At 60.7% G+C, this 26,171-nt stretch carries 22 protein-coding genes and 1 tRNA gene; 8 read left to right on the forward strand and 15 right to left on the reverse strand.

What is annotated here, in order from left to right; genetic code table 11:
* Nucleotides 1-170 precede the first annotated feature (170 nt).
* The 3 genes from msrQ to C6W91_RS01515 all read right to left on the reverse strand — a co-directional run bounded on the left by msrQ (nucleotide 171) and on the right by C6W91_RS01515 (nucleotide 3,227).
* Nucleotides 171-767 carry a protein-methionine-sulfoxide reductase heme-binding subunit MsrQ gene (gene msrQ, locus C6W91_RS01505; protein ID WP_065271769.1) on the reverse strand — a complete coding sequence of 199 codons (597 nt, stop codon included), beginning with the start codon at nucleotides 765-767 and terminating at the stop codon, nucleotides 171-173.
* Nucleotides 767-1,666 (reverse strand): protein-methionine-sulfoxide reductase catalytic subunit MsrP, encoded by a 900-nt coding sequence (gene msrP, locus C6W91_RS01510; protein ID WP_065271770.1) that lies wholly within the window; start codon nucleotides 1,664-1,666, stop codon nucleotides 767-769. The genes msrQ and msrP overlap by 1 nt, the downstream gene beginning before the upstream one ends.
* A gap of 70 nt (nucleotides 1,667-1,736) precedes the next feature.
* Entirely contained in the window at nucleotides 1,737-3,227 is a 1,491-nt protein-coding gene (locus tag C6W91_RS01515) for an FMN-binding glutamate synthase family protein (RefSeq protein WP_065271771.1), read from the reverse strand.
* A 126-nt stretch (nucleotides 3,228-3,353) separates the two neighbouring features.
* Between C6W91_RS01515 and C6W91_RS01520 the strand changes: the two genes are divergently transcribed.
* Nucleotides 3,354-3,803, forward strand: a complete 450-nt coding sequence (locus tag C6W91_RS01520; protein ID WP_065271772.1) for a DUF302 domain-containing protein — start codon at nucleotides 3,354-3,356, stop codon at nucleotides 3,801-3,803.
* A 201-nt stretch (nucleotides 3,804-4,004) separates the two neighbouring features.
* A complete protein-coding gene (locus C6W91_RS01525; protein WP_274835308.1) occupies nucleotides 4,005-5,453 on the forward strand; it encodes a PAS domain-containing methyl-accepting chemotaxis protein in 1,449 nt (482 codons plus the stop codon).
* A gap of 82 nt (nucleotides 5,454-5,535) precedes the next feature.
* On the opposite strand, the gene clpB is transcribed toward C6W91_RS01525, so the two are convergent.
* A complete protein-coding gene (gene clpB, locus C6W91_RS01530) occupies nucleotides 5,536-8,154 on the reverse strand; it encodes an ATP-dependent chaperone ClpB (RefSeq protein WP_065271774.1) in 2,619 nt (872 codons plus the stop codon).
* A gap of 276 nt (nucleotides 8,155-8,430) precedes the next feature.
* On the opposite strand from clpB, the gene pyrF reads away from it, so the two are divergent.
* A complete protein-coding gene (gene pyrF / locus C6W91_RS01535) occupies nucleotides 8,431-9,144 on the forward strand; it encodes an orotidine-5'-phosphate decarboxylase (protein ID WP_065271775.1) in 714 nt (237 codons plus the stop codon).
* A gap of 446 nt (nucleotides 9,145-9,590) precedes the next feature.
* Here pyrF and C6W91_RS01540 read toward each other — a convergent pair whose 3' ends face one another.
* Nucleotides 9,591-9,998 (reverse strand): NUDIX hydrolase, encoded by a 408-nt coding sequence (locus C6W91_RS01540; RefSeq protein ID WP_065271776.1) that lies wholly within the window; start codon nucleotides 9,996-9,998, stop codon nucleotides 9,591-9,593.
* A 97-nt stretch (nucleotides 9,999-10,095) separates the two neighbouring features.
* Here C6W91_RS01540 and C6W91_RS01545 point away from each other — a divergent pair, with 97 nt between their 5' ends.
* A complete protein-coding gene (locus C6W91_RS01545) occupies nucleotides 10,096-11,388 on the forward strand; it encodes a DNA polymerase IV (protein ID WP_082996044.1) in 1,293 nt (430 codons plus the stop codon).
* 31 nt (nucleotides 11,389-11,419) lie between these two features.
* On the opposite strand, the gene C6W91_RS01550 is transcribed toward C6W91_RS01545, so the two are convergent.
* Complete coding sequence (locus C6W91_RS01550) at nucleotides 11,420-12,280, reverse strand: N-formylglutamate amidohydrolase (RefSeq protein WP_065271777.1); 861 nt, start codon at nucleotides 12,278-12,280, stop codon at nucleotides 11,420-11,422.
* Nucleotides 12,281-12,438: 158 nt separating this feature from the next.
* Here C6W91_RS01550 and C6W91_RS01555 point away from each other — a divergent pair.
* From C6W91_RS01555 to C6W91_RS01570, 4 genes are all read left to right on the forward strand, one after another.
* A tRNA-Val gene (locus tag C6W91_RS01555) sits at nucleotides 12,439-12,513 on the forward strand.
* 80 nt (nucleotides 12,514-12,593) lie between these two features.
* Nucleotides 12,594-12,719: a type B 50S ribosomal protein L36 gene (gene ykgO, locus C6W91_RS01560; RefSeq protein ID WP_008562923.1), complete on the forward strand. Its 126-nt coding sequence runs from the start codon at nucleotides 12,594-12,596 to the stop codon at nucleotides 12,717-12,719.
* A 253-nt stretch (nucleotides 12,720-12,972) separates the two neighbouring features.
* Nucleotides 12,973-13,989: a Fe(3+) ABC transporter substrate-binding protein gene (locus tag C6W91_RS01565; protein WP_065271778.1), complete on the forward strand. Its 1,017-nt coding sequence runs from the start codon at nucleotides 12,973-12,975 to the stop codon at nucleotides 13,987-13,989.
* Between the two features lie 297 nt (nucleotides 13,990-14,286).
* A complete protein-coding gene (locus C6W91_RS01570) occupies nucleotides 14,287-15,183 on the forward strand; it encodes a GTP-binding protein (protein ID WP_065271779.1) in 897 nt (298 codons plus the stop codon).
* On the opposite strand, the gene C6W91_RS01575 is transcribed toward C6W91_RS01570, so the two are convergent.
* The 9 genes from C6W91_RS01575 to C6W91_RS01615 form a co-directional block, all read right to left on the reverse strand.
* Nucleotides 15,180-16,859, reverse strand: a complete 1,680-nt coding sequence (locus tag C6W91_RS01575) for an iron ABC transporter permease (RefSeq protein WP_065271780.1) — start codon at nucleotides 16,857-16,859, stop codon at nucleotides 15,180-15,182. The two genes, C6W91_RS01570 and C6W91_RS01575, sit on opposite strands and share 4 nt — an antisense overlap.
* Before the next feature lie 195 nt (nucleotides 16,860-17,054).
* On the reverse strand, nucleotides 17,055-18,272 hold the full coding sequence (locus tag C6W91_RS01580) for a phenylacetate--CoA ligase family protein (protein WP_065273618.1): 1,218 nt from the start codon (nucleotides 18,270-18,272) through the stop codon (nucleotides 17,055-17,057).
* Between the two features lie 17 nt (nucleotides 18,273-18,289).
* On the reverse strand, nucleotides 18,290-19,126 hold the full coding sequence (locus C6W91_RS01585; protein WP_065271781.1) for an ABC transporter ATP-binding protein: 837 nt from the start codon (nucleotides 19,124-19,126) through the stop codon (nucleotides 18,290-18,292).
* 166 nt (nucleotides 19,127-19,292) lie between these two features.
* A complete protein-coding gene (locus tag C6W91_RS01590; RefSeq protein WP_065273619.1) occupies nucleotides 19,293-20,576 on the reverse strand; it encodes an ABC transporter substrate-binding protein in 1,284 nt (427 codons plus the stop codon).
* Between the two features lie 98 nt (nucleotides 20,577-20,674).
* Nucleotides 20,675-21,751: a branched-chain amino acid ABC transporter permease gene (locus tag C6W91_RS01595; protein ID WP_065271782.1), complete on the reverse strand. Its 1,077-nt coding sequence runs from the start codon at nucleotides 21,749-21,751 to the stop codon at nucleotides 20,675-20,677.
* Nucleotides 21,752-21,754: 3 nt separating this feature from the next.
* Nucleotides 21,755-22,012, reverse strand: coding sequence for a hypothetical protein (locus C6W91_RS01600; RefSeq protein WP_065271783.1), 258 nt, complete (start codon nucleotides 22,010-22,012; stop codon nucleotides 21,755-21,757).
* Nucleotides 22,013-22,105: 93 nt separating this feature from the next.
* On the reverse strand, nucleotides 22,106-23,092 hold the full coding sequence (locus C6W91_RS01605) for a branched-chain amino acid ABC transporter permease (protein ID WP_065271784.1): 987 nt from the start codon (nucleotides 23,090-23,092) through the stop codon (nucleotides 22,106-22,108).
* 29 nt (nucleotides 23,093-23,121) lie between these two features.
* Nucleotides 23,122-23,931, reverse strand: coding sequence for an ABC transporter ATP-binding protein (locus C6W91_RS01610; RefSeq protein WP_116560346.1), 810 nt, complete (start codon nucleotides 23,929-23,931; stop codon nucleotides 23,122-23,124).
* Between the two features lie 52 nt (nucleotides 23,932-23,983).
* Nucleotides 23,984-25,957, reverse strand: coding sequence for an AMP-binding protein (locus C6W91_RS01615; RefSeq protein WP_065271786.1), 1,974 nt, complete (start codon nucleotides 25,955-25,957; stop codon nucleotides 23,984-23,986).
* Between the last annotated feature and the right edge of the window lie 214 nt (nucleotides 25,958-26,171).

Below are 26,171 nucleotides of genomic sequence, written 5' to 3' on the forward strand. Positions count from 1 at the left end.
TCCGTCAGCAGCGTCTCCGCCGCGCCCCGTAGCGCCTCAGCGCCGCCGGTGAAGGGGGTTCTAGTCCTAAGGGCCGGAAGGCGCAAGCAGAAATTTTCGATTCCGGGCGGTTTTTTCAAAAAACCTTCATGCGCCCATGTTTTAAGCGATTTGATGGGCCTGAGGCACGATCAGGTGGTGGCTTTTCTGCGGATTGCGGGCAGGCGCAGGGCCAGAAGTGTAAGAATCACGGCCAGATAGGCCAGCGGTTCGATCTGAAACCCTTTGACCAGCATCACATAGTGCAGCGCCCCAAGGGCAATGGCCGGATAGGTCAGGCGATGCAGAATGCGCCAGCGCGGACCGAGTCGGCGCAGAGAGGCATTGTTCGATGTCACCGCGAGCGGCAGGAGTAGCACAAAGGCCGCCATGCCGATGGTGATATAGGGACGTTTCAGGATATCAGCGAGAATCTGGGATGGGATCTGCACATCCAGCAGCAGCCACACCAAAAGGTGGCACAGCACATATATAAAGGAGAGGACCCCCAGCGCCCGGCGGAACCGCATCAGGTTCAGCCCGGCGTAACGGCGCAAGGGGGTCACCGCCAGCACCGCCACCAGCAACTTCAGCGCCAGTTCGCCATATTCGTGCTCCAGCGCCTTGACCGGCTCGACACCAAGGCCGCCGGTGAGCCCCAGAAAGAACAGCCCCGGCACCGGCAGGAGGCCCAGCAGATAGACACTCCAAACCGGAACACGGCGCAGCAGCTGGTTCAGGCCATCCATCAGAAGTGTTTGGCCAGATCCATCCCCTCGTAAAGAGAGGCGACCTCTTTTTCATAGCCATTGAACATCAGTGTCGGCTCCCGGCCTGCAAAAAGACCACCGCCGATACGCCGTTCGGTGGCCTGGCTCCAGCGGGGGTGATCCACCTTTGGGTTCACGTTACTGTAGAATCCGTATTCGCGGGCATTGGCCATGTTCCAGCTGGTGGGCGGTTCCTGATCCGTCACGGTGATGCGCACCACCGATTTGATCGACTTGAAACCGTATTTCCATGGCACCACCAGACGCAGGGGGGCGCCGTTCTGGTTTGGCAGCGGTTTGCCGAAGATGCCGGTGGCCATCAGGGTCAGCGGATGCATCGCCTCATCAAGGCGCAGGCCCTCACGGTAGGGCCAGTCCAGAACCCGATAGGCGGTGCCCGGCATTTCCGAGGGGCGATAGAGCGTTTCGAAGGCCACGTATTTCGCCCCTTCCTGCACACCCGCCATATTCAGAAGATCCGCCAGTTCGAATCCGTTCCAGGGCACCACCATCGACCAGGCCTCGACACAGCGGAAGCGGTAGATGCGTTCCTCGATCGTCATCTCACTGAGGATCTGCTGAAAGTCATAGGCGCCGGGCCGGTCAACCATGCCATCGATCCGGACGCTCCAGGGTTCGGTCGTCATCTGTCCGGCATAGGCTGCGGGATCGCCCTTGCCAGTGCCGAATTCGTAGAAGTTGCAATAGCTGGTCACATCGTCCCAGCTGTTGGGCTCCAGCGTCTCGGCCTTGGCGCCGCCCGCCAGCGTGCTCAGCCCAAGCCCGGCCATGCCCGCCATGATCTGGCGGCGGTTCCAGAAGGCCGCTTCGGGGGTGATATCAGCCTCGGTCAGGGTATTGGTCCAGCGACGTGCCATTGCGGGCTCCTTTTTCCATGTTCGTTACCAGAGCTAGCGCGGGAGAGGCCACGGACCAAAACATATCCTGTCACGACTCCGCGATAGCACTGTAACCTGGCATGATCTCGTTCATCGGACGGGAGGTGCCATCCCCCTGTACGATGCGCACGTGGCGCCGCCGCAGCTGACGCGGCTCGGCCACCCCCACGGAATGGGCGATGGTTTCGACCTCGTGGATCACCTCGCGGGCAAACCGGGCCACGCGCTTGTCCTTATCCTCGACCACCAGGCCCTTTTGCAGGCGCGGATCATGGGTGGTGATACCGGTGGGGCAGGTGTTCTTGTTGCATTTGAGCGCCTGAATGCAGCCAAGGGAAAACATGAAGCCGCGCGCCGAGGTCACGAAATCGGCCCCTGCGGCCAATGCCCAGGCCACATCGCCCGGATTGACCAGCTTACCACTGGCGATCAGGCGGATGCGCTCCTTCATCCCGTATTCATCGCGCAGGTTACAGACCATCGGCAGCGCCTCGCGCACCGACATGCCGACCAGATCGATCAGCGGCATGGGGGCTGCGCCGGTGCCACCTTCGCCGCCATCGATGGTGATGAAGTCCGGCGCATCCTCCGGGCGCGAGGCGATGTTCATGAACATTTCCCGCATCACCGCTTCGGAGCCGACCACCGTTTTGATCCCGACCGGTTTGCCCGTGACCTCGCGCACATGAGAAATCATGTCGAGAAGGTCATCGAACGTTCCGATCTCGGGGTGGCGGTTGGGAGATATACTCGCCTTGCCTTCGGGGATGCCGCGGATCTCGGCAATCTCGGCGTTGACCTTGGCCGCAGGCAGGATGCCGCCCTTACCCGGTTTGGCCCCTTGCGACAGCTTCAGCTCGAACATCCGCACGTTCGGATGTTCGGCCACCTTGCACAGCTTTTCGTCACTCAGGTTGCCGTGTTCATCGCGCACGCCGTATTTCGCGGTGCCGATCTGGAAAACAATGTCGCAGCCGCCCTCAAGGTGAAACGGGCTGAGCCCGCCTTCACCGGTGTTCATCCAGACGCCCGCCTCACGCGCGCCGCGGCTGAGCGCCCGGACAGCGGGGCGTGACAGGGCGCCGTAGCTCATCCCGGAAATGTTGTAAAAGGAGGGCGCCAGATAGGGCACCCGTGCCCCTGCCCCGATCACCATGGGTTCGGAACTGGCGTATTGGTCATCAAGGGGCGGGAAAGGTGCGTTGACGAAGATCGCCGTGCCCGGCACCGAAGTATTGCGGGTTGAACCGAAGGCGACCGTGTTTCCCTTGCCCTCACTGGCGCGGCTCACCCAGTCGCGCTGCGCCCGGTTGAACGGCAGTTCTTCGCGATCCATGGCAAAGAAATACTGACGGAAGAATTCGCCTAGCGTGCTGAACAGATGCCGGAAGCGTCCGATGACAGGGTAGTTGCGCCGGATCGCATCCTCGGTCTGAAGCCTGTCCACAAGAAACAGGACCAGCAACAGCAGCCCGACCGCCCCCAGCGCAAAAACAAATGCAAGCGCCAGGAATTCTATGGCATTCGCCGCAATACCCATGCAAAAACTCCTATGTACCTATATATTCAGTAAGACGCGCGGCCCAGACACCGCCTGCCCTGCCCCAGACTGAGGGGGAACGCCGGGGCGGGCAAGCGAGCTTTGCTCACAAAAGGGAGATATATCATGAATTTTTTCGCAGCCACCGTTGCCGCCACGGCCACCGCCCTGTCCCTCGGCGCCAGCGCCCAGGCCGAAGGCATGGTCAGCTACAAAACCACGCTGTCCTTTGACGACGTGACCTTTGGCCTGGAAAGCGCCATCACCGACCGCGGTCTGGTGGTCGATCACATCAGCCACGTGGGCGATATGCTGGAACGCACCCGCGCCGATGTCGGCTCTGACGTCGTTCTGTTCGAAAAGGCTGACGTCTATTCCTTCTGCTCCGCGCAGCTGTCGCGGCAGGTGATGGAAGCCGACCCGATGAACATCATGTTCTGCCCCTATGACATCTTCGTCGCCCAGATCCCCGGCGAGGAAGAGATCACCATCGGCTTCCGTGCCTTCCCCGAGGGCGAGATGCAGGTGATTCAGGAACTGCTGGACGGCATCGCCCGCGAAGCGATCGAGGAATAAGGCGCGGCCCCGTCGCACACATATATATGTGTGTGTGCGGTCAGCACAGAGATTGCCCGGGACCGGGATCACCGGTTCCGGGCGGGACGCTGCTGTGGGCGGCCCTCGATAAGTCACTAAATTTCATGCTAAATTAATACCGCGAAAATATCTCTTCTTCATCCCGCCTGCCGGGAAATGCATTGCTGAAGAAGAGGTCCAATGTTTTTCAAATTCAAGTCTGCAGAACGCACACAAGAACAAGACGATTTGCTGGGTACATTGGCAGCCATAGAGAAGACACAAGCAGTCATCGAATTCACACCCGACGGAACGATCCTGCGCGCAAACGAGAATTTTCTCTCTTCCCTCGGCTATACCGAACAGGAAATCACCGGTAAGGCCCACAGAATGCTTGTCTCCGCAGACTATGCCAGTGGCCCTCAGTTCCGGGAGTTGTGGCAGGCGCTTGAACAGGGGCAGCATTTCACCGACCAGTTCCCCATGCGGTCCAAATCAGGCACCGAAGTCTGGATCCAGGCGACCTTTGCGCCGGTTCTGGACGCGGCGGGACAGGTGCGCAAGATCATCAAGCTGGGCACCGACATCACCTACCGCCGCAAGGCGATCCAGGATATTTCGCACGGGCTGGTCGCACTGCGCGACGGCGCGCTGGATCACCGCATTCCAGTCTCTGACATTCCTGACCTTGGCGCCGTGGCCGGAAATTTCAACGCGGCGGTCACCCAGCTGGAAACGGTCATCTCGGCGGTCAAATCCGTGTCGGAAACTGTAGAACACGCGGCGACTGGCATCAGCCAGTCTTCGGCAGAACTGTCACAGCGCACTGAAACCCAGGCGGCAACCCTGGAACAGACCGCAGCCGCCATTGAAGAGCTGACCACAACCGTCAAATCCGCTGCGCAGGGCGCGCAGGATGTGGAGCGAATCGTGACAGAGGCGCAGACCACCGCCGAGGGCAGCAGCACCGTCGTGCAGGAAGCCATTGATGCGATGGATCAGATCCGCGCCTCCTCGGAAAAGATCTCAACCATTCTGACCGTCATCGACGACATTTCCTTCCAGACCAGCCTGCTGGCGCTCAACGCCGGGGTCGAAGCCGCCCGGGCGGGGGAAGCAGGCCGTGGCTTTGCCGTGGTTGCCTCCGAGGTGCGGGCGCTGGCGAAACGGTCGACCGATGCCGCCGGAGAGATCAAGCTGCTGATCACCGAAAGCTCGGGCCATGTGGTCACGGGCGTCGATCTGGTCGGCCGCGCCGGCGGGGAGCTGAAATCGATCATCCAAAGCGTCAGCACGATTTCCGGCCACGTCAGCGACATCGCACGGGGAACGCAGGAGCAATCCGCGACCCTGTCCGAAATCAACATGGGCATGGGACAGCTGGACGAAGTCACCCAAAGCAATGCCGCAATGGTCGAAGACGCCTCCGGCGCCAGCCAGATCATGGCCAACAACGCTAAAAACCTGTCACAACAAGTGGCTCAGTTCAGAACCGGCAACGGCGCCGGGACTGAGAGCCGCGCGAACGTGGTGCGCTTCAATGCCGCCCAGCGCGCACAGGCCACGGTCGCAACACCTTCGGCGGCTACAGTCAACGCGACAGCGCAGTCAGCCACACCGGGGAATGTGGAGACCTGGGAAGACTTCTGAACAGCCCCTGCCACAATTATAGAAAAGGCCCGCCATCTCTGGCGGGCCCTCTGCGTTTCATCCGCAAGGATCGAGCGGGTGCTTAGTGCACCACGGCATCGTCCGGCTTGGGCCGGTCGGTGGTTCCGATCCGGTCGCCGATGATCAGACCATCCGCCCCGGCAGAAACCGGTACGGTGTCCCCGTCACGAATATCGCCAGCCAGCAGCAATTCGGCCAGCGGGTTCTGCAAGGCACGCTGGATCACGCGCTTCAGCGGGCGGGCACCGAACACCGGATCATAGCCTTCGTCGGCCAGCCAGGTCTGCGCACCTTCATCCAGTTGCAGGGTGATCTTGCGATCGGCCAGACGCTTCTCAAGCCGCTTGAGCTGGATCTTGACGATGCCGTCCATATCGGCGCGGGCCAGACGATCAAAGATGATCGTCTCGTCCAGACGGTTCAGGAATTCGGGGCGGAAATGCGCCCGCACCGCATCCATCACGTCGCGCTTGGCATCCGAGGCATCAGCGCCTTCGGGCAGCTGGCTCAGCGCCTGCGCACCAAGGTTCGACGTCAGAATGATCAGCGTCTGCTTGAAGTCCACGGTGCGACCCTGACCATCGGTCAGCATGCCGTCATCCAGCACCTGCAAGAGCACGTTGAACACATCCGGATGCGCCTTTTCGACCTCGTCGAACAGAACCACCTGATAAGGACGCCGCCGCACGGCTTCGGTCAGCACGCCGCCTTCCTCGTAGCCGACATAGCCTGGAGGAGCACCGATCAGACGCGCCACCGCGTGTTTCTCCATGAACTCGGACATATCGATGCGCACCATCGCGTTGTCGTCATCAAAGAGGAACTCAGCCACGGCCTTGGTCAGTTCGGTCTTACCGACACCGGTCGGCCCGAGGAACAGGAAGCTGCCAAGTGGACGGTTCTCATCGTTGAGCCCCGCACGTGCCCGGCGCACCGCATTGGCCACCGCCGTCACGGCAGAGTTCTGACCAATCACGCGAGCATGCAGGTCGTCTTCCATCCGCAACAGCTTCTCACGCTCGCCTTCCAGCATCTTGGAGGTCGGGATCCCGGTCCAGCGTTCGACAACACCGGCGATCTGCTCGGGGCGGACGGCCTCTTCGACCATCAGACCCTGCTGTTCCTTCTCCTCAGCCTCAGCCAGCTGTTTTTCCAGCCCCGGAATGACGCCATAGGACAGTTCACCCGCACGGGCGAGGTTGCCTTCACGCTTAGCGATATCCAGTTCGGCGCGCGCCTTGTCGAGCTGCTCTTTCAGATCACGGGCGCCGGCCAGCTTGTCACGTTCGGCCTGCCACTGGGCGGTCATCTCTGCAGATTGCTCCTGCAGGTCCGACAGCTCTTTCTGCAGCGTCTCCAAACGATCACGCGAGGCGGCATCGTCTTCCAGCTTCAGCGCCTCTTCCTCGATCTGCATCTGCAGGATCTGGCGGTCAAGCGCGTCCAGCTCTTCGGGCTTGCTGTCCACCTGCATGCGCAGACGGCTGGCGGCTTCGTCCATCAGGTCGATGGCCTTGTCCGGCAGGAAACGGTCGGTGATATAACGATTCGACAGGGTCGCCGCCGCCACCAGCGCCGCATCGGCGATGCGCACACCGTGGTGCAGCTCGTATTTTTCCTTGATGCCGCGCAGGATCGAGATCGTATCCTCCACCGTCGGCTCGGACACCATCACCGGCTGGAACCGGCGGGCAAGGGCTGCGTCTTTTTCGACGTACTTGCGGTATTCATCCAGCGTGGTTGCGCCGATGCAGTGCAGCTCACCCCGTGCAAGCGCAGGCTTGATCAGGTTGGCCGCATCCATGGCACCATCGGATTTGCCCGCCCCCACTAGGGTGTGCATCTCGTCGATGAACAGGATGATCTCACCGGCGGCTTCGGTCACTTCGGTCAGGACCGCCTTAAGGCGTTCTTCGAACTCACCGCGGTACTTCGCACCGGCGATCAGCGCCCCCATGTCCAGCGCCAGAAGCTGCTTGTCGCGCAGGCTCTCAGGCACATCGCCATTGACGATGCGCAGCGCCATGCCCTCGGCGATGGCGGTCTTACCGACGCCCGGCTCACCGATCAGCACCGGGTTGTTCTTGGTGCGGCGGCTCAGCACCTGCATGGCGCGGCGGATTTCCTCGTCCCGGCCAATGATCGGGTCGATCTTGCCCTCGCGGGCGGCTTCGGTCAGGTCGCGGGCGTATTTCTTCAGCGCGTCATAGCCTTCTTCGGCCGTGGCGCTGTCGGCGGTGCGGCCCTTGCGAATGTCATTGATCGCCTCGTTCAGCTTCTGGGCAGAAACATTGCCTGCCTCCAGCGCGTCCTTGGCCTTGGATTTCACCATGCAAAGAGCCATCAGGACACGCTCGACCGGGACAAAACTGTCGCCTGCCTTGTCGGCAATCTTGGCGGCTTCATCCAGCACCTTGGCGGTCTGCTGATCCAGATACATCTGGCTGCCGTCGCCGCTGACCTTGGGCAACTTGGCAACAGCCGCATCCGCAGATCCGGCAACCTGGGTGGCATCGCCGCCCGCGCGGGTGATCAGGTTGGCAGCAAGCCCCTGATCGTCATCCATCAAAGCTTTCAAAAGGTGCTCGGGTACCATGCGCTGGTGCTCTTCGCGCAGTGCAATTGTCTGCGCCGCCTGCACGAAACCGCGTGCACGCTCAGTGAACTTGGTCAAGTCCATCTCTCTCTCCTTTTACAAGCGCCCGATCAATATGGCAGCGCCCGCTTTGCGGCACGCCCCGGTCCGGGCCTCACACTCCAATTTGGGAGGTCTCGCCCCCTCTTCAAGAGCATATTGACCGCAAAGAGATGCAAAATCTCTGACCTCAATCAAATTCTCATGGGCAGGCGCTGCGCCAAATGCCTTGTTTTTTAGGCTTTCCCAACCGCCCCGTGCGGATTAGGAAAGCGCAATTCCGCATCCCCTGTCACGTTTTCACAAAACCGGAGACCCGCCATGTCTGCCACTACCCCGATTGCCGACGACCGCCTGATCGTTGCCATGGACGTTCCCAACGCAATCGAAGGATTGAAACTGGCCGAGCGGCTTGGCGATGCGGTGTCCTTTTACAAGATCGGTCTTGGCATGCTGACCGGCGGCGGGCTGGCGCTGGCGAATGAGATGAAGCAGGAGCTGGGCAAGCGGATCTTCCTCGATATGAAACTGTTCGACATCGGCGCCACGGTGGAAAACGCCGTGCGCGGGCTGGCGCAGTTCGATCTGGATTTCCTGACAGTGCATGGCGACCCCTATGTGGTGCGCGCGGCCAAGGAAGGCGCGGCAGGCAAGGACATGAAGATCCTCGCCGTCACCATCCTGACCTCGTTGGATCGCGATGACCTTGATGGGGCGCTGATCAAACCCGGAGAGATCCGCGATCTGGTGCAGGAGCGTGCAGGAAATGCCTTTGCCGCCGGAGCCGACGGGGTGATCGCCAGCCCGCAGGAAGCCGCCCTGATCCGCGCCCTGCCCGAGGCAGCGGGCAAGCTGATCGTCACCCCCGGCGTGCGCCCGGCCGGTGCGGATCTGGGAGACCAGAAACGCGTTGCCACCCCGGCCAGCGCCATTGCCGATGGCGCCGATCACATCGTTGTCGGTCGCCCGATCTGGAAGGCAGCAGACCCGCGCAAGGCCGCCGAAGACATTCTGACCGAGCTGCGCAGCCTGTAGTCCAGCGAGCCGCATTGCGGCTGAACGCAGTCCCAATAACCGTATCAGGGGTGGCGGTCAGTGCGTCCGTCTTGGCCGCCGCGCCCATCCGGCAAACCTTACCACTGCGGTTTGCCCAATTTTCAGGCAGAATTTGCACGACATGGTCGGCAAAATATTTCCCGCCGAAATTTCCTGAAAACCGACCTAACCCTACGTCAACCTCATAATATTTAACTAGAATACCAAAACTGACCTCCCCAGAGCCGCCACACAGCTGTGCCCGGAAAAGCACAGGCTGTGGCAGAGCATCCATTTCGGGGAAGTGCAAAATTTGCGTCAGGGAGTCGGATCGGCGATTCTGGTCTCAACACTCCCCAGACGAACTCTTCTTCCTGAGGTTCGTCACCTGCCCCCGCCGTTTCGCGCGGGGGATTTTTCTTGAAAAACCTCCACAGCGCCCGACGCTAAGCTCTGGCCTCGCTCAGATAGCCCGAGAGCTGTTCGGCGAAATGCGGCACAGCAAGGGGATGTTCGCAATACTCCCGCGGATCCATCAGAGCCCACCGCTGCCCTTCCGAACCCAAGCGGATGTCCGACACCAATCCCGCAGGCTGATGGGAGACAAAGAACCAGACATATCCGCGTGGCCGACTGTAGCGGCGCGACCAGACCAGATCAGACGGGGCCAGTTGCAGCCCGATCTCTTCCTCGGTTTCTCTCAGCGCGCAAACCTCGGGGCTTTCCTCCTGCTCCCGTCCGCCGCCGGGCAGATCCCAATGACCGGGATAGGGAATGTCGGGCTTGTCATCGCGCAGGATGACCACGATTTTCTGGCCCAGAAACAAGGCCAGTTTTGCACCTGAAAATGTCATGACATGAACATGGCCCCGCGATGGCCTAAAGACAATATTGCCGGGCCGGAGTAAACTCATCCTGCACCGTTTCAACGAAGCCCCCTACCCGCCTGCCATGCCCGCCTCATCCACATCTTCGCAGTCTTCCGCCCTGTGCCGGGACTGCCTGCGCCAGATCGCACCGCCGCAGCGGCGCCCACTGCGTTGCCCGGCCTGCGGCAGTCCGCGCGTCAAGGTGCATGACGAGCTGTTTTCGCTGACCATCGCCCATATGGATTGCGATGCCTTCTATGCCAGCGTTGAGAAACGCGATGACCCGGCGCTGGCCGACAAGCCGGTGATCATCGGCGGTGGGCGGCGCGGGGTGGTCTCCACCGCCTGTTATGTGGCGCGTATCCGCGGCGTCAAATCCGCGATGCCGATGTTTCAGGCGCTGAAGCTTTGCCCCGATGCAGTGGTAATCAAGCCCCGGATGCAGGTCTATGCCGAGGTGAGCCGCGCCGTACGCGAAATGATGAACGAGTTGACGCCGGATGTGGAACCGCTGTCACTGGACGAAGCCTTCATGGATCTGTCCGGCACCGAAAAACTGCACGGGGCGCCGCCCGCCGTGATGCTGGCGCGGTTGGTCAAACGCATGAAGGACGAGCTGGGAATCACCGGCTCGATCGGCCTCAGCCACAACAAATTCCTGGCCAAGGTTGCCTCAGATCTGGACAAGCCGCGCGGATTTTCGGTGATCGGTAAATCCGAGACCGCAGATTTCCTGCACGACAAACCGGTGCGGCTGATCTGGGGCATTGGTCCTGCGGCGCAGGCTTCGCTGGACAAGGCGGGGATTCGCACTTTTGCTGATCTTCTGCGCTGGGACCGGCAAGATCTGCACGCCCGCTTCGGCTCGATGGGGGATCGACTGTGGCATCTGGCCCGGGGCGAGGACCGGCGCCGCGTTTCTGCCAATGCGCCAGTGAAATCGATCTCCAAGGAAACAACGTTTTTTGAGGATTCAGCCAATACCGAGGTTCTGGACGGCCATCTGTGGCGGCTAGCGACACAGGTCTCGGACCGGGCCAAGGCCAAGGAAAAGGCCGGGCGCGTGGTGACGCTGAAACTGAAACGGGCCAATCATTCGGCCCTGACCCGCCGCATCGCCCTGCGCAGCCCCACCCAGATGGCCGATACGATCTATCGCACAGCACGCGCCCTGTTGGATCAGGTGGGCGATCAGGGGCCTTATCGCCTGCTTGGCTGCGGCATTTCCGATCTGGTGCCCGCCGATCAGGCCGATGTGACCGGCGACCTTCTGGACCCGCAGGCCAGCAAGCGTGCCGGGGCCGAACGGGCCAGCGATGCCATCCGCAAACGGTTTGGAGATGGCGCCATCCTGAAAGGGCGCGCCTTGCGTTAGGATCGCTCCTGCCCAGACCCGCAGCGGGCTCTTACTCGGCGGCAAGCGGAGGCTGTTCCTGCACCGAATCTGTCATTGCTGCGATGACACCGCGCAAAGCGTCCTGAAGGATGGCGAAATTGCCATTGGGCCGGATCGTGGCCTCATCCATATAAAGAGAGCGGTCGATTTCCACCTGGATCGCGTGCTGATTGCGCGACGGGCGGCCGTAGGCCTGCGTAATATAGGCGCCGGCAAAGGGCGCGTTGCGGGCCACCCGCAAACCGACACTGGTAAAGGCGGCTTCGACACGATCAACGATCTCACCCGCCGCCGCAGCCCCAAACCGATCCCCCAGTACCACGTCCGGCATCTGCCCCGACCGGGTGGGCATGGTTTCCAGCGCCTCGTGCGGCATCGAGTGACAATCGATCAGAATCGCATGGCCAAACCCGACATGGGCCTGATCCAGCAATCCCTGCAACGCCCGGTGATAGGGGCGCCAGTAGCTGTCGATGCGACTGCGGGCCTCGGTCAGGGGCAGTTTGCCCCGATAGATCGCCTGCCCGCCGGCAACGACCCGGGGAATCACCCCCAGCCCCGAAGCCACGCGGGGATTCTGCCCGCGTCGCATCACCCCTTCGATCAGCGCCGGGTCCAGTTCTTCCGGAGAACGGTTCAGATCCAGATAGGCGCGCGGCTTTACCGCCCTCAGCAGCGGCGCGCCATATTCCGGCGCTGCAGCAAAAAGCCTGTCGACAAAGGCATCTTCGGAACTGCGGATCCGATGCGGGTCGAGAATCGATTGCTCAAGGAACTGCGGCGGGTAATCGGCGCCGCTATGAGGCGATGCAAAAACGATTGCTGACCGCAGATTTTGCGGCGACATGACAGAAAATGCTGCGTCGGACATCCCGGCTCCGGCCCCTTAGATCTAAAAACAGCATAGACTGGAAATTTCTGGGGTCAAAAGCTCTTGCACCCCTCCGCGACTCTTATTATAGACCCCTTCACCGGCGCGGCATCCCGCGCCCCGTTTGTTTCTGGGGCAGGATGTTGCAAGGGTTTCATGGGCGATTAGCTCAGCGGTAGAGCACTTCGTTGACATCGAAGGGGTCACAAGTTCGAACCTTGTATCGCCCACCATGAATTCATTGTTTTGGCCCACGGGTCGGAACACCCGCTAACCCAGGCGCTGGTTCGCGCCGCAGAACAGGAGAAGGACCATGAAGGTCAAGAACTCGCTCCGCTCGCTCAAGAACCGGCACCGTGACTGCCGCGTTGTGCGTCGCAAGGGCCGCGTCTACGTGATCAACAAGACCCAGCGCCGCTTCAAAGCGCGTCAGGGCTAAGATCCACCAGACCGGATCTGGGACTGCACGACAGTCACAGCGTATTTTGAAAACCGCATCTTCGGATGCGGTTTTTTTGCGTTTTAGCGGCGGCGCTTACCGAAACGAGCCGATACGACCTTGCCCACTGGCCCGCAGCCAGCCCGTGAATTTTCTCCAAGTAAAATTGTCAGTTTTTGTTTTCATCCGCTTCGGAATCCTATAATCGACTAAATCAGTCGGAAAGACATACCGAAGCTTGATGGGAGTAACCATGTTGAAAGCGACCACGATACTGGCAGGCGCTCTGGCCGCCACCATTGCGACCTCGGCCGCCGCCGAGGGAGAGGTAAACCTCTATTCCTCGCGCCATTACGACACCGATGAACGCCTATATTCGGACTTCGAAGAGGCAACCGGCATCCGCATCAACCGGATCGAAGGCAAGGCGGATGAGCTGATTGCCCGCATGCAGGCCGAGGGCGAGAATTCCCCTGCCGATATCCTGCTGACCGTCGACACCTCGCGTCTGGCCCGCGCCAAGGATGCAGGCGTGCTGCAATCCATCGACAGCGACGTGCTGGAGGCGCGCGTGCCCGGTTACCTGCAGGACGCAGACAACCAGTGGTTCGGCTTTTCCCAGCGCGCCCGGATCATCTTCTACGACAAGGCTGACGTGGCCAACCCGCCGCAGACCTACCTTGATCTGGCCGATCCGGCGTACAAGGGGCTGGTCTGTATCCGCTCCTCGACCAACACCTACAACCAGACCCTGCTGGCCTCGATCATCACCCACCAGGGCAGCGATGTTGCCAAATCCTGGGCCGAAGGCGTGGTTGCCAACATGGCGCGTGATCCGCAGGGCGGTGACACCGACCAGCTGCGCGGCATCGTCTCGGGTGAATGCGAGATCTCCGTTGCGAACAGCTATTACTTTGCCCGCTCGATCCGCAAAGACGTCAAAGGCCTCTCCGATTCGCGTGACATGATCGGCTGGATCTTCCCGGCGCAAAACGAACAGGGCGCGCATATGAACCTGTCCGGTGGCGGCGTTGCTGCACATGCCCCGAACCGCGATAACGCGATCAAGTTCCTCGAGTATCTCGCCTCGGATCAGGCGCAGCAGTATTTCTCGGCAGGCAATGACGAATACCCGGCCGTGCCGGGCGTGGGCCTCGCCCCCAGCATCGCTGCCCTTGGCCATTTCAAACCCGACGACATCAACCTGTCCGACGTGGCCAAGAACATCCCCGAAGCACAGAAGATCTTTGATGCGGTAGGCTGGAAATAATCCACCTCAGGATGATTCGAATTTTAAAAAAGGCGCGAGGCCCCCTCGCGCCTTTTTGTCCTTTTTGAGAGTCGCAGATGGTCAGAATGTCTCAACTCAAGACCCGGATTTTCAGAATCGGCCATTGCCCGCTCCCAAAATGATCCTTTAGCGCCTTTACGCCTGCAATCCGGCAACTTTGTTGCTGAATTTCTGGACCTGCACCCTACTGCCGCCTATAGATTTGCGGAATTTTCAAGTGAGGGGTTAAAGGCACATGCAGGGTTTCCGGGATATCGCACGACAAGGAACCATGCTGTGAAAAGGGTGCCTGTCACGATTATCAGCGGTTACCTCGGCGCAGGTAAAACCAGCCTCATCAATCGCATCCTCGCCGAGTCGCACGGGCTGGACCTGACCGTCATCGTCAACGATTTCGGCGCCATAAACATCGACGCCGATCTGATCCGCGATACGGAAAACGGCACCATCGCCCTGAGCAATGGTTGCATCTGCTGCACCATGGGAACGGATCTGGCGCTGACGCTGCGGCAAATCCTGGATCGGCCGGAACAGCCCGGCCATCTGGTGATCGAGGCCAGCGGTATCTCCGATCCAGTCGCCATCGCAAATACCGTCATGGGCGAAAGCGGCTTTAGCTATGCCGGCATTGTCACCGTGGTGGATGGGCTCAATGCCGATACCCTTCTGCAGGATGAAGAGATTGCCCCCCAGGTGCTGCAGCAAATCCGCGCCGCTGACCTGGTTCTGGTCTCCAAATGCGAAGCAATCGATGCGGATCTGGCAGACCAATTGAAGGCCGCGGGCGCGCGCACCCCGACGGTTCTGGATGGTGCGCCAGTTTCTGATCTCCTGTTTGACGTCGTGCCCCTGCCCAAAGGCCGCTCCGTGGCCGCGCATCCCGCCTATGCCACTTGGCAACATCAAAGCCGCGATGTTCTGGATCGCCGCGCATTGGGCGACAAACTGGCCAGCCGCCCCGACGGTCTTTACCGCATGAAAGGCTACGTGCTGACCACTGGCGGTGCCTATGAGCTGCATATCGTCGGCCGCCACGTCGAAGCCCGTCACTGCGATGCCGACGAAACCCTTCTGATTGGGCTTGGGCCTGCCGGGCGGATTTCCCCCGAACAAATCGAGGCCTGGTGGACGGGCCAGCCTGACGCTCAGAGCCAGGCAGGTGGGCACGCCTAACGGCGGCGCCCAACCTGTCGGCAGATCAGGATCACCGGCAGTAACCCAACCGCCATGATGACCAGAGACGGCACCGCAGCGCCCTCCAACCGCTCGTCCGAGGCCAGCCGGTAGGCCTGCACCGCCAGCGTATCGTAATTGAATGGCCGCATGATCAGCGTTGCGGGCAGTTCCTTCATCACATCCACGAAAACAATCAGCAGCGCGGTCAGCAGGCTCGGCGTCAGGATCGGCAGATGCACCCGGCGCAGCATGCCCAGCGGGCTTTGTCCCAGCGACCGGGCAGCCGCATCCATATTGGCGTGTACGGTGGACTGGCCGCTCTCATAGGCACCAAGAGCCGCCGCGAGGAACCGCACCATATAGGCGGCCACCAAGAGCCAGATGGATCCGGTGATCAGCAAGCCGGTACGAATATCAAAGGTCGCCCGCATCCAGGCATCGAGAGCGTTGTCAAAGGCCGCGAAAGGTACCATCAGCCCCACCGCGATCACCCCGCCCGGCACCGCATAGCCCAGCCGTGACATATAGGCCGCGAGTGCAGAACTGCGCCCCGGGCGCAGTCGCTGATAAAAGCCAAGGATGACCGCCGCCAGCACGGTGATCACCGCAGCAGTCGAGGCTAGAAGCAGAGAGTTCTGGATGAACCCGATATAGCGGCGGCTGAACAGGTCCTGCTCGGATTGCAGCCCCATATTGCACAGGATCACCACCGGCAGCACAAAGCCCAGCACCACCGGAATCGCACACAGAACCCAGGCCGCAACGGCGCGCAAACCGGTGAGGTCAGCAGGCGGCATTTCAGCGTGATGCTTGCCCGCCTGATGATAGCGCGCCTTGCCGCGGGTGGAGCGTTCCACTACCGCCAGCATCAGCGCAAAGCTGAGAAGGCAGAGCGCCAGCTGCGCCGCCCCGGCGCGATCCGCGAGCGAGAACCAGCTGGTGTAGATCCCTGTAGCAAAGGTCTGCACCCCGAAATAGGACACGGTGCCGAAATCGGCGATGGTCTCCATCACCGCCAACAGCACGCCCGAGGCAATCGCCGGCCGCGCCATCGGCAGGCTGACACGCCAGAAGGCCTCCCAGGCACTTTTCCCCAGTGCCCGTGCCGCCAGGAAGGCGCCAGCGCTTTGCTGCAAGAATGCCGCCCGCGCCAAGAGGTAGACATAGGGATAAAGGACGAAGATCAGCATCACCGCCGCCCCACCCGGAGAGCGGATCTCCGGGAACCAGTAATCGCGCGGACCCCAGCCCGTCACCTGTCGCAGGGTGGTCTGCACGATGCCGGGGTGATCCAGAACAAAGGTATAGGCATAGGCCAGCACATAAGCCGGGAAGGCCAGCGGCAGGACCAGCGCGACCTCAAACAGGCGCACGCCAGGAAAACGGGTCATGGTGACAAGCCAGGCCGCCCCGACGCCCAGCAACAGGGTTCCAAGTGAGACCAGAACCACTAGCACCACCGTCGTGATCAGGTAGCGTGGCAGCACCGTCCCGGCCAGATGCGCGATGGTATCCGTGCCGCCGACCATCCCCGCCAGCGCCACGGCCAGCATCGGTAGGACGCAAGCCAGCGCCACGACCCAGCCCAGCACGGCAAAGACGCGTGTCCCGGCCTTGCGCCCAAGGCGGCTTCCCTTTGGGGCGTAGTCTGGAGTGTGGCTGGCTTCAGTCATCGGTTGCTCATCGCTTTGGTGAATCCCACTGCGGGTCGGAACACCCCTCTATTTCGATCATTTTTGTCGGAAACTCCAGCAGGAAACTGGCAAGCACCCTGCCCTGCGGCGAATACGCCCGGCCCCGGTTTCGGATAGAAAAAAGCCGGGCGTCCTTACGGGGCCCGGCTCTCCATGTCTGTGTAAGGCTGCGGCTCAGTCGTAGCTGCGCTGATCCTCGATCACCAGGCCGTCCTTGGGCAGGGCACCGGGGGCAACCACTTCGATCTTGCCTTTCAGCTTCAGCACTTCGATCACCGATTTCCCAAACCCAACCTCATCGCCGCCGGTGGCTTCGATCTGAACAGTCATCGCGTCCATTTCGCCGTCACGGGTGGCAATGACGCGCGCCTTGACGATCTCATCATGCTTGTCGACCAGCGCTGCCACCTGTTCAGGGCGCACGAACATGCCCTTGATCTTGGTGGTCTGATCCGCGCGGCCCATCCAGCCCTTGATCCGCATGTTGGTACGGCCGCAAGGGGACTGTCCCGGCAGAACCGCCGACAGATCGCCAGTGGCAAAACGGATCAGCGGGTAATCAGGGTTGAGCGTGGTCACCACGACCTCGCCCACCTCGCCCGGCGCAACCGGCGTGCCTGTGCCCGGCGTGACGATCTCGACGATAACACGCTCATCGACGATCATGCCTTCCATCGCGGCGCTCTCGTAGGCGATGTTGCCGAGATCAGCCGTTGCATAGCTTTGCAGGCAGGTGATGCCCCGGTCGGCGTATTCCTGACGCAGCGAGGGGAACAGCGCGCCGCCCCCGACCGCCGCCTTGGTATAGCCCAGCTTCACGCCCATGGCATCGGCCTTGTCCAGGATCACCTTGAGGAAATCCGGAGTGCCCGCATAGGCGGTCGCCCCCACATCGCGGGCGGCTGTGACCTGCAATTCCGTCTGACCAGTGCCTGCGGGCAGAACCGCGGCGCCAACGGCGCGGGCGCCGCTTTCAAAGATCATGCCAGCCGGAGTCAGGTGGTAGCCGAAACAGTTTTGCACCACATCGCCAGCGCCAATGCCTGCCGCGTGCAGGAAGCGACCCATGCGCCACCAGTCATGTTCGCTGCCGCCCGGTTCATAAATCGGACCCGGCGACTGGAAGATATGCGCGAACCCATGCGCCGGTTTCACCGTGAAGCCACCAAAGGGGGCATTCTCGGCCTGGGCGCGGCTCAGTTCGGATTTGCGTAGCACCGGAAGCGCGGCCAGATCCGCAGCCGAGGTGATCGCCGCAGGATCCACATCGGCCAGCGCCGATCCATATCCCGGCGCGGTTTTGGCGCGGGCGATCTGCTCCGGCAGCGCCTTGGCGATATCCGCGGCACGTTCATCCGCCGAGCGGGTTTCAAGAATGTCAAAAAAACTCATGTCCTCATCACCCCGCATCAGCTCAGCCACCGTTTGCGGCGGCGGTAGGACCGCACATCGCGGAAGCTCTTGCGCCCCTCATCCGACATGCCGAGATAGAATTCCTTCACGTCCGGGTTTTCGCGCAGTTCGGCGGCAGGTCCATCCATCACCACGCGGCCGGATTCCAGGATGTAGCCATAATGCGCAAAGCGCAGGGCAACGTTGGTGTTCTGTTCGGCCAGCAGGAAGGTCACGCCTTCGTTTTCGTTGATCGATTTCACGATGCCGAAAATCTGCTCCACCAGCTGCGGCGCCAGACCCATCGAAGGTTCGTCCAGCAGGATGGTTTCCGGGCGGCTCATCAGGGCGCGGCCCATGGCCACCATCTGCTGCTCACCCCCGGAGGTATAGCCAGCCTGGGATTTGCGGCGTTCCTTCAGGCGCGGGAAATAGCTGTAGACCATCTCCAGATCGCGCTGGATATCGCCCTTGCCATCGGCGCGTGTATAGGCGCCGGTCATCAGGTTTTCCTCAACGGTGAGGTGTTCGAAACAATGGCGGCCTTCCATCACCTGGATGACGCCCTTGCGGACCACTTCGGCGGGATCCTGATCGTGCATCACCTCGCCGCGGTATTTGATCGACCCTTTGGTCACTTCACCGCGTTCGGAATGCAGCAGGTTCGAAACCGCCTTCAGTGTCGTTGTCTTGCCGGCGCCATTGCCGCCCAGCAGCGCGGTGATACCGCCTTTTGGAACCTTCAGGCTGACGCCTTTCAGCACGAGGATCACGTGGTTGTAGATCACCTCGATATTGTTGACCTCAAGCAGGGTTTCGGCCTGCACATCGGTGGTGTTTGCTGCGTCGAGCATCAAAGTTTGTCCTCATGCGGTCACGGCCTGTTGCGGCCTGGTCCGGGGCGAGCCGTATTCATTCGCAGGCGCCCGGATCGGTGTCTCTTCGGAGGTGGTGTGGCGGCTGGCCGCCACACCGGTTGTGAGTCAGGTCCCGCCCCAAAAGGCGGGACCACCAGCACTATCAGTTGCAGCGCGGTTCGATGTTGTTTTCCGCCGCATAGGAAGCGGAGTCAGCTTCGATCAGCGGCTGGATTACAGCGGTGTCGGTCTTCTGGAAGTCCGAGATCAGGCTCCAGGTCTTGGTCTCTGCGTTCCACTGGGTCATGCCGACGAGGCCGGGGCCACCGTGGTTTTCACAGGAAACGTTGAAGGACGGACCGAAGTAGGGCATGCCAAGCGCCGACATACGGGCTTCGGGCATTTCCAGGGCTTCCATGCCATCGCGCATCATCGCCGGGGTGATGTCCTTGGTGCCGTGCATTTCCTGGGCGGTCTTGGCCGCTTCGACAGCCAGCATCGCCGCGTACATGCCACGGTTATAAAGCACATTACCGATCTGATCGCCTGCACCGGCAGCCAGGCCCTTGTCGACAACATATTTCTGCATGTCATCAAACACCGGGAAGTCGCGGCCAACGTTGTGGAAGGTCACAGCCTTGTAGCCATTGGCCTTCGCACCGGCGGACAGGACGTCATGCTCGGCACCGGACCACCAAACGCCGATGAAGTTTTCCATCGGATAACGGACGTTTGCGGCTTCCTGAATGGCAACCTGGTTCATCACGCCCCAGCCCCACATAACGACATAGTCGGGACGGTCACGGCGGATCTGCAGCCACTGGGACTTCTGCTCCTGACCGGGGTGGTCAACGGGCAGGGTCGACAGTTCGAAACCATGCTTTTTGGACAGCTCTTCCAGGGTGCGGATCGGTTCCTTGCCGTAGGCGGAGTTGTGGTACAGCAGGGCGATCTTCTTGCCTTTGATGTCGCCACCGTTTTCGTCCAGCAGGTAGGTGATGATACCCGAGGCGCCATCCCAGTAGTTTGCCGGGTAGTTGAACACGTTGCCAAAGACCTTGCCGTTGGCAGCCGAGGTCCGGCCATAGCCCATAGTGTGGAGCGGGATGCCGTCAGCAGCGGTTTTGGGGATCAGCTGGTAGGTGATACCGGTGGACAGCGGCTGATACACCAGCGCGCCTTCGCCCTTGGTGGATTCGTAGCATTCCACACCTTTTTCGGTGTTATAGCCGGTCTCGCATTCGATCACCTTCGCCTTGACGCCGCCGATGCCGCCGTCACGCTCATTCACCAAGGTGAAATAGTCGGCATAGCCATCCGCGAAGGGGATGCCACCTGCGGCGTAGGGGCCGGTGCGGTAGCTCAGCGACGGGAATACGAGATCCGCCATGGCTGGCCCTGCGGCCATCAGCGCGCCCAGCGCCAGAGTGGTCAGTTTAAGTTTCATCGGGTTCATTCCTCCCATTGGTCTCATCCGATTTTTTTGATGCGGGGCCCGTGAGTTGGCTCTTGCTGTTGTCCCCGCGATGGTCTGCCGTCCCCGCGTCAGTGCGGGAAGGGCCAGAGTCTCAGTTTTTCTTTGGCAACGCGCCACAGCTGCGCCAGCCCGTGCGGTTCTGCGATCAGGAAGAACACGATCAGCCCCCCCACGATCACCAGCTGGAAATGCGCCACGATATCAGTCGGCCAGCCCATCACGTCGACGCCCAGAACCTTCAGCACCACCGGCAGCAGCACCAGGAAGGCCGCGCCCGCGAAGGAGCCGAAGATCGAGCCCAGACCGCCGATGATCACCATGAACAGCACCAGGAACGACTTGTTGATGCCAAAGGCCTCGCCGACCTCAACCGCGCCAAGGTAGACCGAGAAGAACAGCGCCCCGGAGATACCGATCAGGAAGCCGGAGACGGCAAAGGCTGTCAGTTTCGCCTTCAGCGGGTTCACCCCGATGATCTCGGCAGCAATGTCCATGTCGCGGATCGCCATCCAGGTCCGGCCAGTTGTGCCGCGCGTCAGGTTACGGGCGACGATGGCGCAGAACGTCAGGAAGATCAGACAGAAGAAATAGGTCGCCCACGCCGGTGCGTTGGGACCGGTGATCACGATGCCAAAGACATCACGCTCAGGCGCGTTGATCTGGCCCGAGGCTGAGTAGTTGTAGAACCACGGCACACGGTTAAACAGCCAGACCAGGAAGAACTGCGCCGCCAGCGTGGCCACCGCCAGGTAAAAGCCCTTGATGCGCAAGGACGGCAGGCCAAAGGCCACACAGACCAGCGCGGTCACACCGCCCGCCAAAAGAACATGCACGAACATGCTGACTTCGGGGAAGGCTGTCATGAACTTGTAGACCGCATAGGCACCCACAGCCATGAAACCGCCGGTCCCGAGGCTGACCTGACCGCAATATCCGACCAGAATGTTAAGGCCGATGGCCGCGATCGAATAGATCAGGAACGGCAGCAGGATGGCATTCGCCCAGTAGTCGTTGATGACAAAGGGGATGACCAGAAAGGCCACGGCCAGCACCGCGTAGTAACGATAGCGATCAAATTTGATCGGAAACGTCTGGCTGTCATCCTGGTAAGAGACCTTAAAGTCCCCGGCTTCACGGTAGAACATGCTTCAGATGCTCCCTTTTTCCTGCGCGCGGTTGCGGGCCGCTGCGTCCAGTTGATTTGTCTTCTTCGCGTATCCGCTGGCCTCGGCCAGGCGGGCCAGTCGCAGATAGGCGAGGATCCCTGTGAAAAGACCGACAGCAGCCAGAAGAGCGGAGATGACGACCTGGGTGTCGGAAAAATCTCCGGAGGTCAGCGCCAGATAGCCAAAGGCCCAAAATCCAGACCAGGCGATCACATTGACGATGGCAATGAGCTTTCTCATGCGTCTTTCCTCCCTCTTATGTTGCGTTCAGTCTCTTGCGGCGCGGCCCCATCCCTCCCCGAATGGAACCGGCCTTGATGTCAGTGGGCTGCGTCAGACCCTTTCGATGATCTTCTCCCCAAAGAGGCCTTGCGGACGGAACACCAGGAACAGCAGCGCCAGAACGTATGCGAACCAGTTTTCAGTCGCGCCGCCGACCATCGGGCCGATAGCAAATTCAAACAGTTTCTCACCTACACCGATGATCAGGCCGCCGACGATGGCGCCCGGGATCGAGGTGAAACCGCCCAGCATCAGAACCGGCAGCGCCTTCAGCGCGATCAGCGACAGCGAGAACTGCACGCCCGACTTGGTGCCCCACATGATACCTGCGACCAGCGCCACGAACCCGGCAACCGACCAGACCAGAACCCAGATGAAGTTCAGCGAGATACCCACAGACAGCGCCGCCTGGTGATCATCCGCCACGGCGCGCATTGCGCGGCCCTGCTTGGTGTATTGGGCAAAAATCACAAGACCGGTCACCAGAAGCGCCGCCACCACGGTCGCCACGATATCAAGGTTGTCGATGAAGAAGCCGTAGCCAAAGATGTTGTAGGTGGTCTCATCAATCCACAGGTTGATGCCCTGCGGGATGCCCACATCCAGCGTCTTGATCTCGGAGCCCCACATCAGGTCAGCCACGCCTTCCAGGAAGTAGGCCAGACCGATGGTGGCCATGAACAGGATGATCGGCTCCTGCCCGACCAGATGTTTCATCACCAGAACCTGCACCAGCCAGGCCAGCAATACCATGACCGCCACGGTCAGGATCACCGCTAGGAAGGACGGAATCGTCCACCCGAAATGGGTGATATGGCCGCCGAAGACCGCGTTGATCAGATGCGCAAAGGGCACCTGACCATTCATGATCCCCACCAGGGTCATCGCCGCGAACAGCGCCATGACGCCCTGGGCGTAGTTAAAGATGCCGGATGCCTTGTAGATCAGGACAAATCCGAGCGCGACAAGCGCATAGAGCACGCCGGCCATCAGGCCGTTGAGCGTGACTTCCATCGCAAAAATCAGTTGTTCAGGCATGTTTCGCCTCCCTCAAGCCGGTCTGATGGTCAGTCATGCGCAACGCCAAGGTAGGCGTCGATCACATCCTGGTTGTTGCGGACTTCGTCCGGCGTGCCATCGCCGATCTTCTTGCCGTAATCCATAACGACCACTCGGTCGGACAGATCCATCACCACGCCCATGTCGTGTTCGATAAGGGCGATCGTGGTGCCGAATTCGTCATTCACATCAAGAATAAAGCGGGACATGTCCTCTTTTTCCTCGACGTTCATGCCAGCCATCGGTTCATCCAGCAGCAGCAGGCTCGGCTCGGCCGCAAGGGCGCGGGCCAGCTCCACCCGTTTCTTCAGACCATAGGGCAGACGCGCCACCGGGGTCTTGCGGATGTGCTGGATTTCCAGAAAGTCGATGACCTTCTCCACCGCTTCGCGGTTCTCGGTCTCTTCCTTCTCGGCCTTGCCCTTCCACAGCGCCTGGCTCAGCAGGCCGGTCTTCATGTAGTTGAGCCGTCCGGTCATCACGTTGTCCAGAACACTCATCCCTTCGAAAAGCGCGATGTTCTGGAATGTCCGGGCGATACCCTGACGCGCCACCTCGTAGGGGCGCATCTGCGGACGTGGCTTGCCCTGATAGAGAACCTGACCTTCCTGCGGGACGTAGAACCCCGAGATCACGTTCAGCATCGAGGACTTGCCCGCACCGTTGGGGCCGATGATCGCGCGGATCTCACCCTGACGGATGTCGAACGAGATGTCCTTGATCGCCACCACACCGCCGAACCGCAGGGTGATGTTCTTCATTTCCATCACCACGCCGCCAATCTTGCGGCCGTCTTCGGTGACGTATCCTTCTTCCATGTCTTTCACGTGCCCAGCCCCTTTTTCTGGCTGCCTGTCTTTGTCGCGCGGATCATTCTGCGGCCACCTGCTGCGGTGTCACCGGAACCACCTTGGCATCGACGATGCTCAGCGTGGCGCTGATCGCGCCCTTGCGGCCGTCCTCATAGGTAACTTCGGTGGTGGTCGAGACCTGATCCGAGCCGTCATAAAGCGCGGTGATGATGTCGGCGAACTTGTCCTCGACGATGCGGCGGCGCACCTTGCGGGTACGGGTCATCTCACCGTCATCCGCGTCCAACTCCTTGTGCAGCACGACAAAGCGATGCACCTGACAGCCAGACAGCATTTCGTCGGCGGCAACGGATTTGTTCACCTCTTCTACATGCTCCCGGATGCTCTCCAGAACCTTCGGGTGGCCGGCCAGTTCCTGATAAGAGGCATAGGCAATGTTGTTGCGCTCGGCCCAGTTGCCTACGGCAGTCAGGTCGATGTTGATGAAAGCCACGCAACGATCCTTGCCATTACCAAAGAGCACGGCCTCAAGGATGTCGGGGTAGAACTTCAGTTTGTTCTCGACATATTTCGGAGCAAACATTGCACCGCTGGCCATTTTGCCAACATCCTTGGCCCGGTCGATGATGCGCAGGTGGCCCGTATCGTTTTCGATAAAGCCCGCATCGCCAGTCGCGACCCAGCCTTCAGGATCCTTGGTCGAAGCGGTGGATTCCGCGTTCTTGTAATACTCCACGAAAACGCCGGGCGAGCGGTAGAAGATCTCGCCATTGTCGTCAATGCGGATCTCCACATCCGGCGCCGGAACGCCAACCGTATCGGCCCGCACTTCGCCATCGGGCTGCACGGTGATGAAAACGGTGGCCTCGGTCTGACCATAAAGCTGTTTGAGGTTGATCCCCAGCGAGCGATAGAAATCGAAGATTTCCGGGCCGATGGCTTCACCGGCGGTGTATCCGACACGGATGCGGCCATAGCCAAGGGTATCTTTCAGCGGACCGTAGACCAGAATGTCACCCAGCTTGTACTTCAGCCGGTCCATCAGCCCCACGGGCCTGCCGTCCAGGATGTCGCCGCCGACCTTCTTGGCGTGGGCCAGGAAGTGGTGGAACATCTTGCGCTTCAGCGGACCTGCATCTTCCATCCGGATCATGACGCTGGTCAGCTGACCTTCGAAGACGCGCGGCGGAGCAAAGAAATAAGTCGGACCGATTTCCCGCAGGTCCGTCATCATGGTGTCCTGGCTTTCCGGGCAGTTCACGCAGAAGCCGCACCAGTAGGCCTGACCGATCGAGAAGATGAAGTCCCCAACCCAGGCCATCGGCAGGTAGGAAAGGATGTTCTCGTTGCGGGTCAGCTTATCGAAATCAGCCGAGTTCTTGGCGCTTTCGATCACGTTGCGGTTGGACAGGACAACGCCTTTTGGCTTGCCCGTCGTCCCCGAAGTATAAAGCATCACACAGGTGCTGTCGTAGGTCAGCTTGGCCTTGCGCGCCTTCAGATCCGGGATCCATTCGTCATAGGCGGCGCGGCCCTGCTCCTGCACGTGGCTGTACTGGTGCAAGGCATGGTGGTCGTATTTCCGCATGCCGCGCGGATCCAGATAGATCACATGCTCCAGCTGGTGCAGCTGCTCCTGAATCTCGATCACCTTGTCGACCTGTTCCTGGTCTTCGGCGATCACATAGCGGGCGCCGCAATGATCCAGCACATAGGCCAGTTCCTCGGCGGCAGAGTCGTTGTAGACCGGCACCGGAATGGCGCCGACGGACTGCGCCGCAACCATCGACCAGTAAAGGTAGGGGCGGTTGCGCCCAATGATGGCGATGAAATCGCCTTCCTTGATGCCTAGGTTGATCAGGCCAAGCGCCAGTGCTTCGATCTCCTTGGCGATTTCCACCCAGGTCCAGCACTGCCAGATTCCGAATTCCTTTTCCCGGTAAGCCGGCTGATTAGCGAATTCCGTGGCGTTACGTTCAAGCAGCGCCGGCAGAGACAATAGTCCTGCGGCGCCCGACTGCGTCTGAGCCAATTTTATCTCCTCCCTTTCCGGCCTCCCCTGGCCGGATGATCGCTGTTCCGCGATTCTGATCCCGATTAGGACCTGTCTGATGGTAGTGCGTCAACTTTTTCCTGATGTTTTCCCAATTCTTACGAATTGTAACAGGATCACAGGATTGTGTTCCGGCCTGTTTCACATCCCCTCAACCACCGCAGATTTACCGCGACACCGAGACCGGCAAAAT

This window comes from Phaeobacter sp. SYSU ZJ3003, assembly GCF_041300735.1.
In the GTDB taxonomy this organism is placed as follows: domain Bacteria; phylum Pseudomonadota; class Alphaproteobacteria; order Rhodobacterales; family Rhodobacteraceae; genus Phycobacter; species Phycobacter gallaeciensis_A.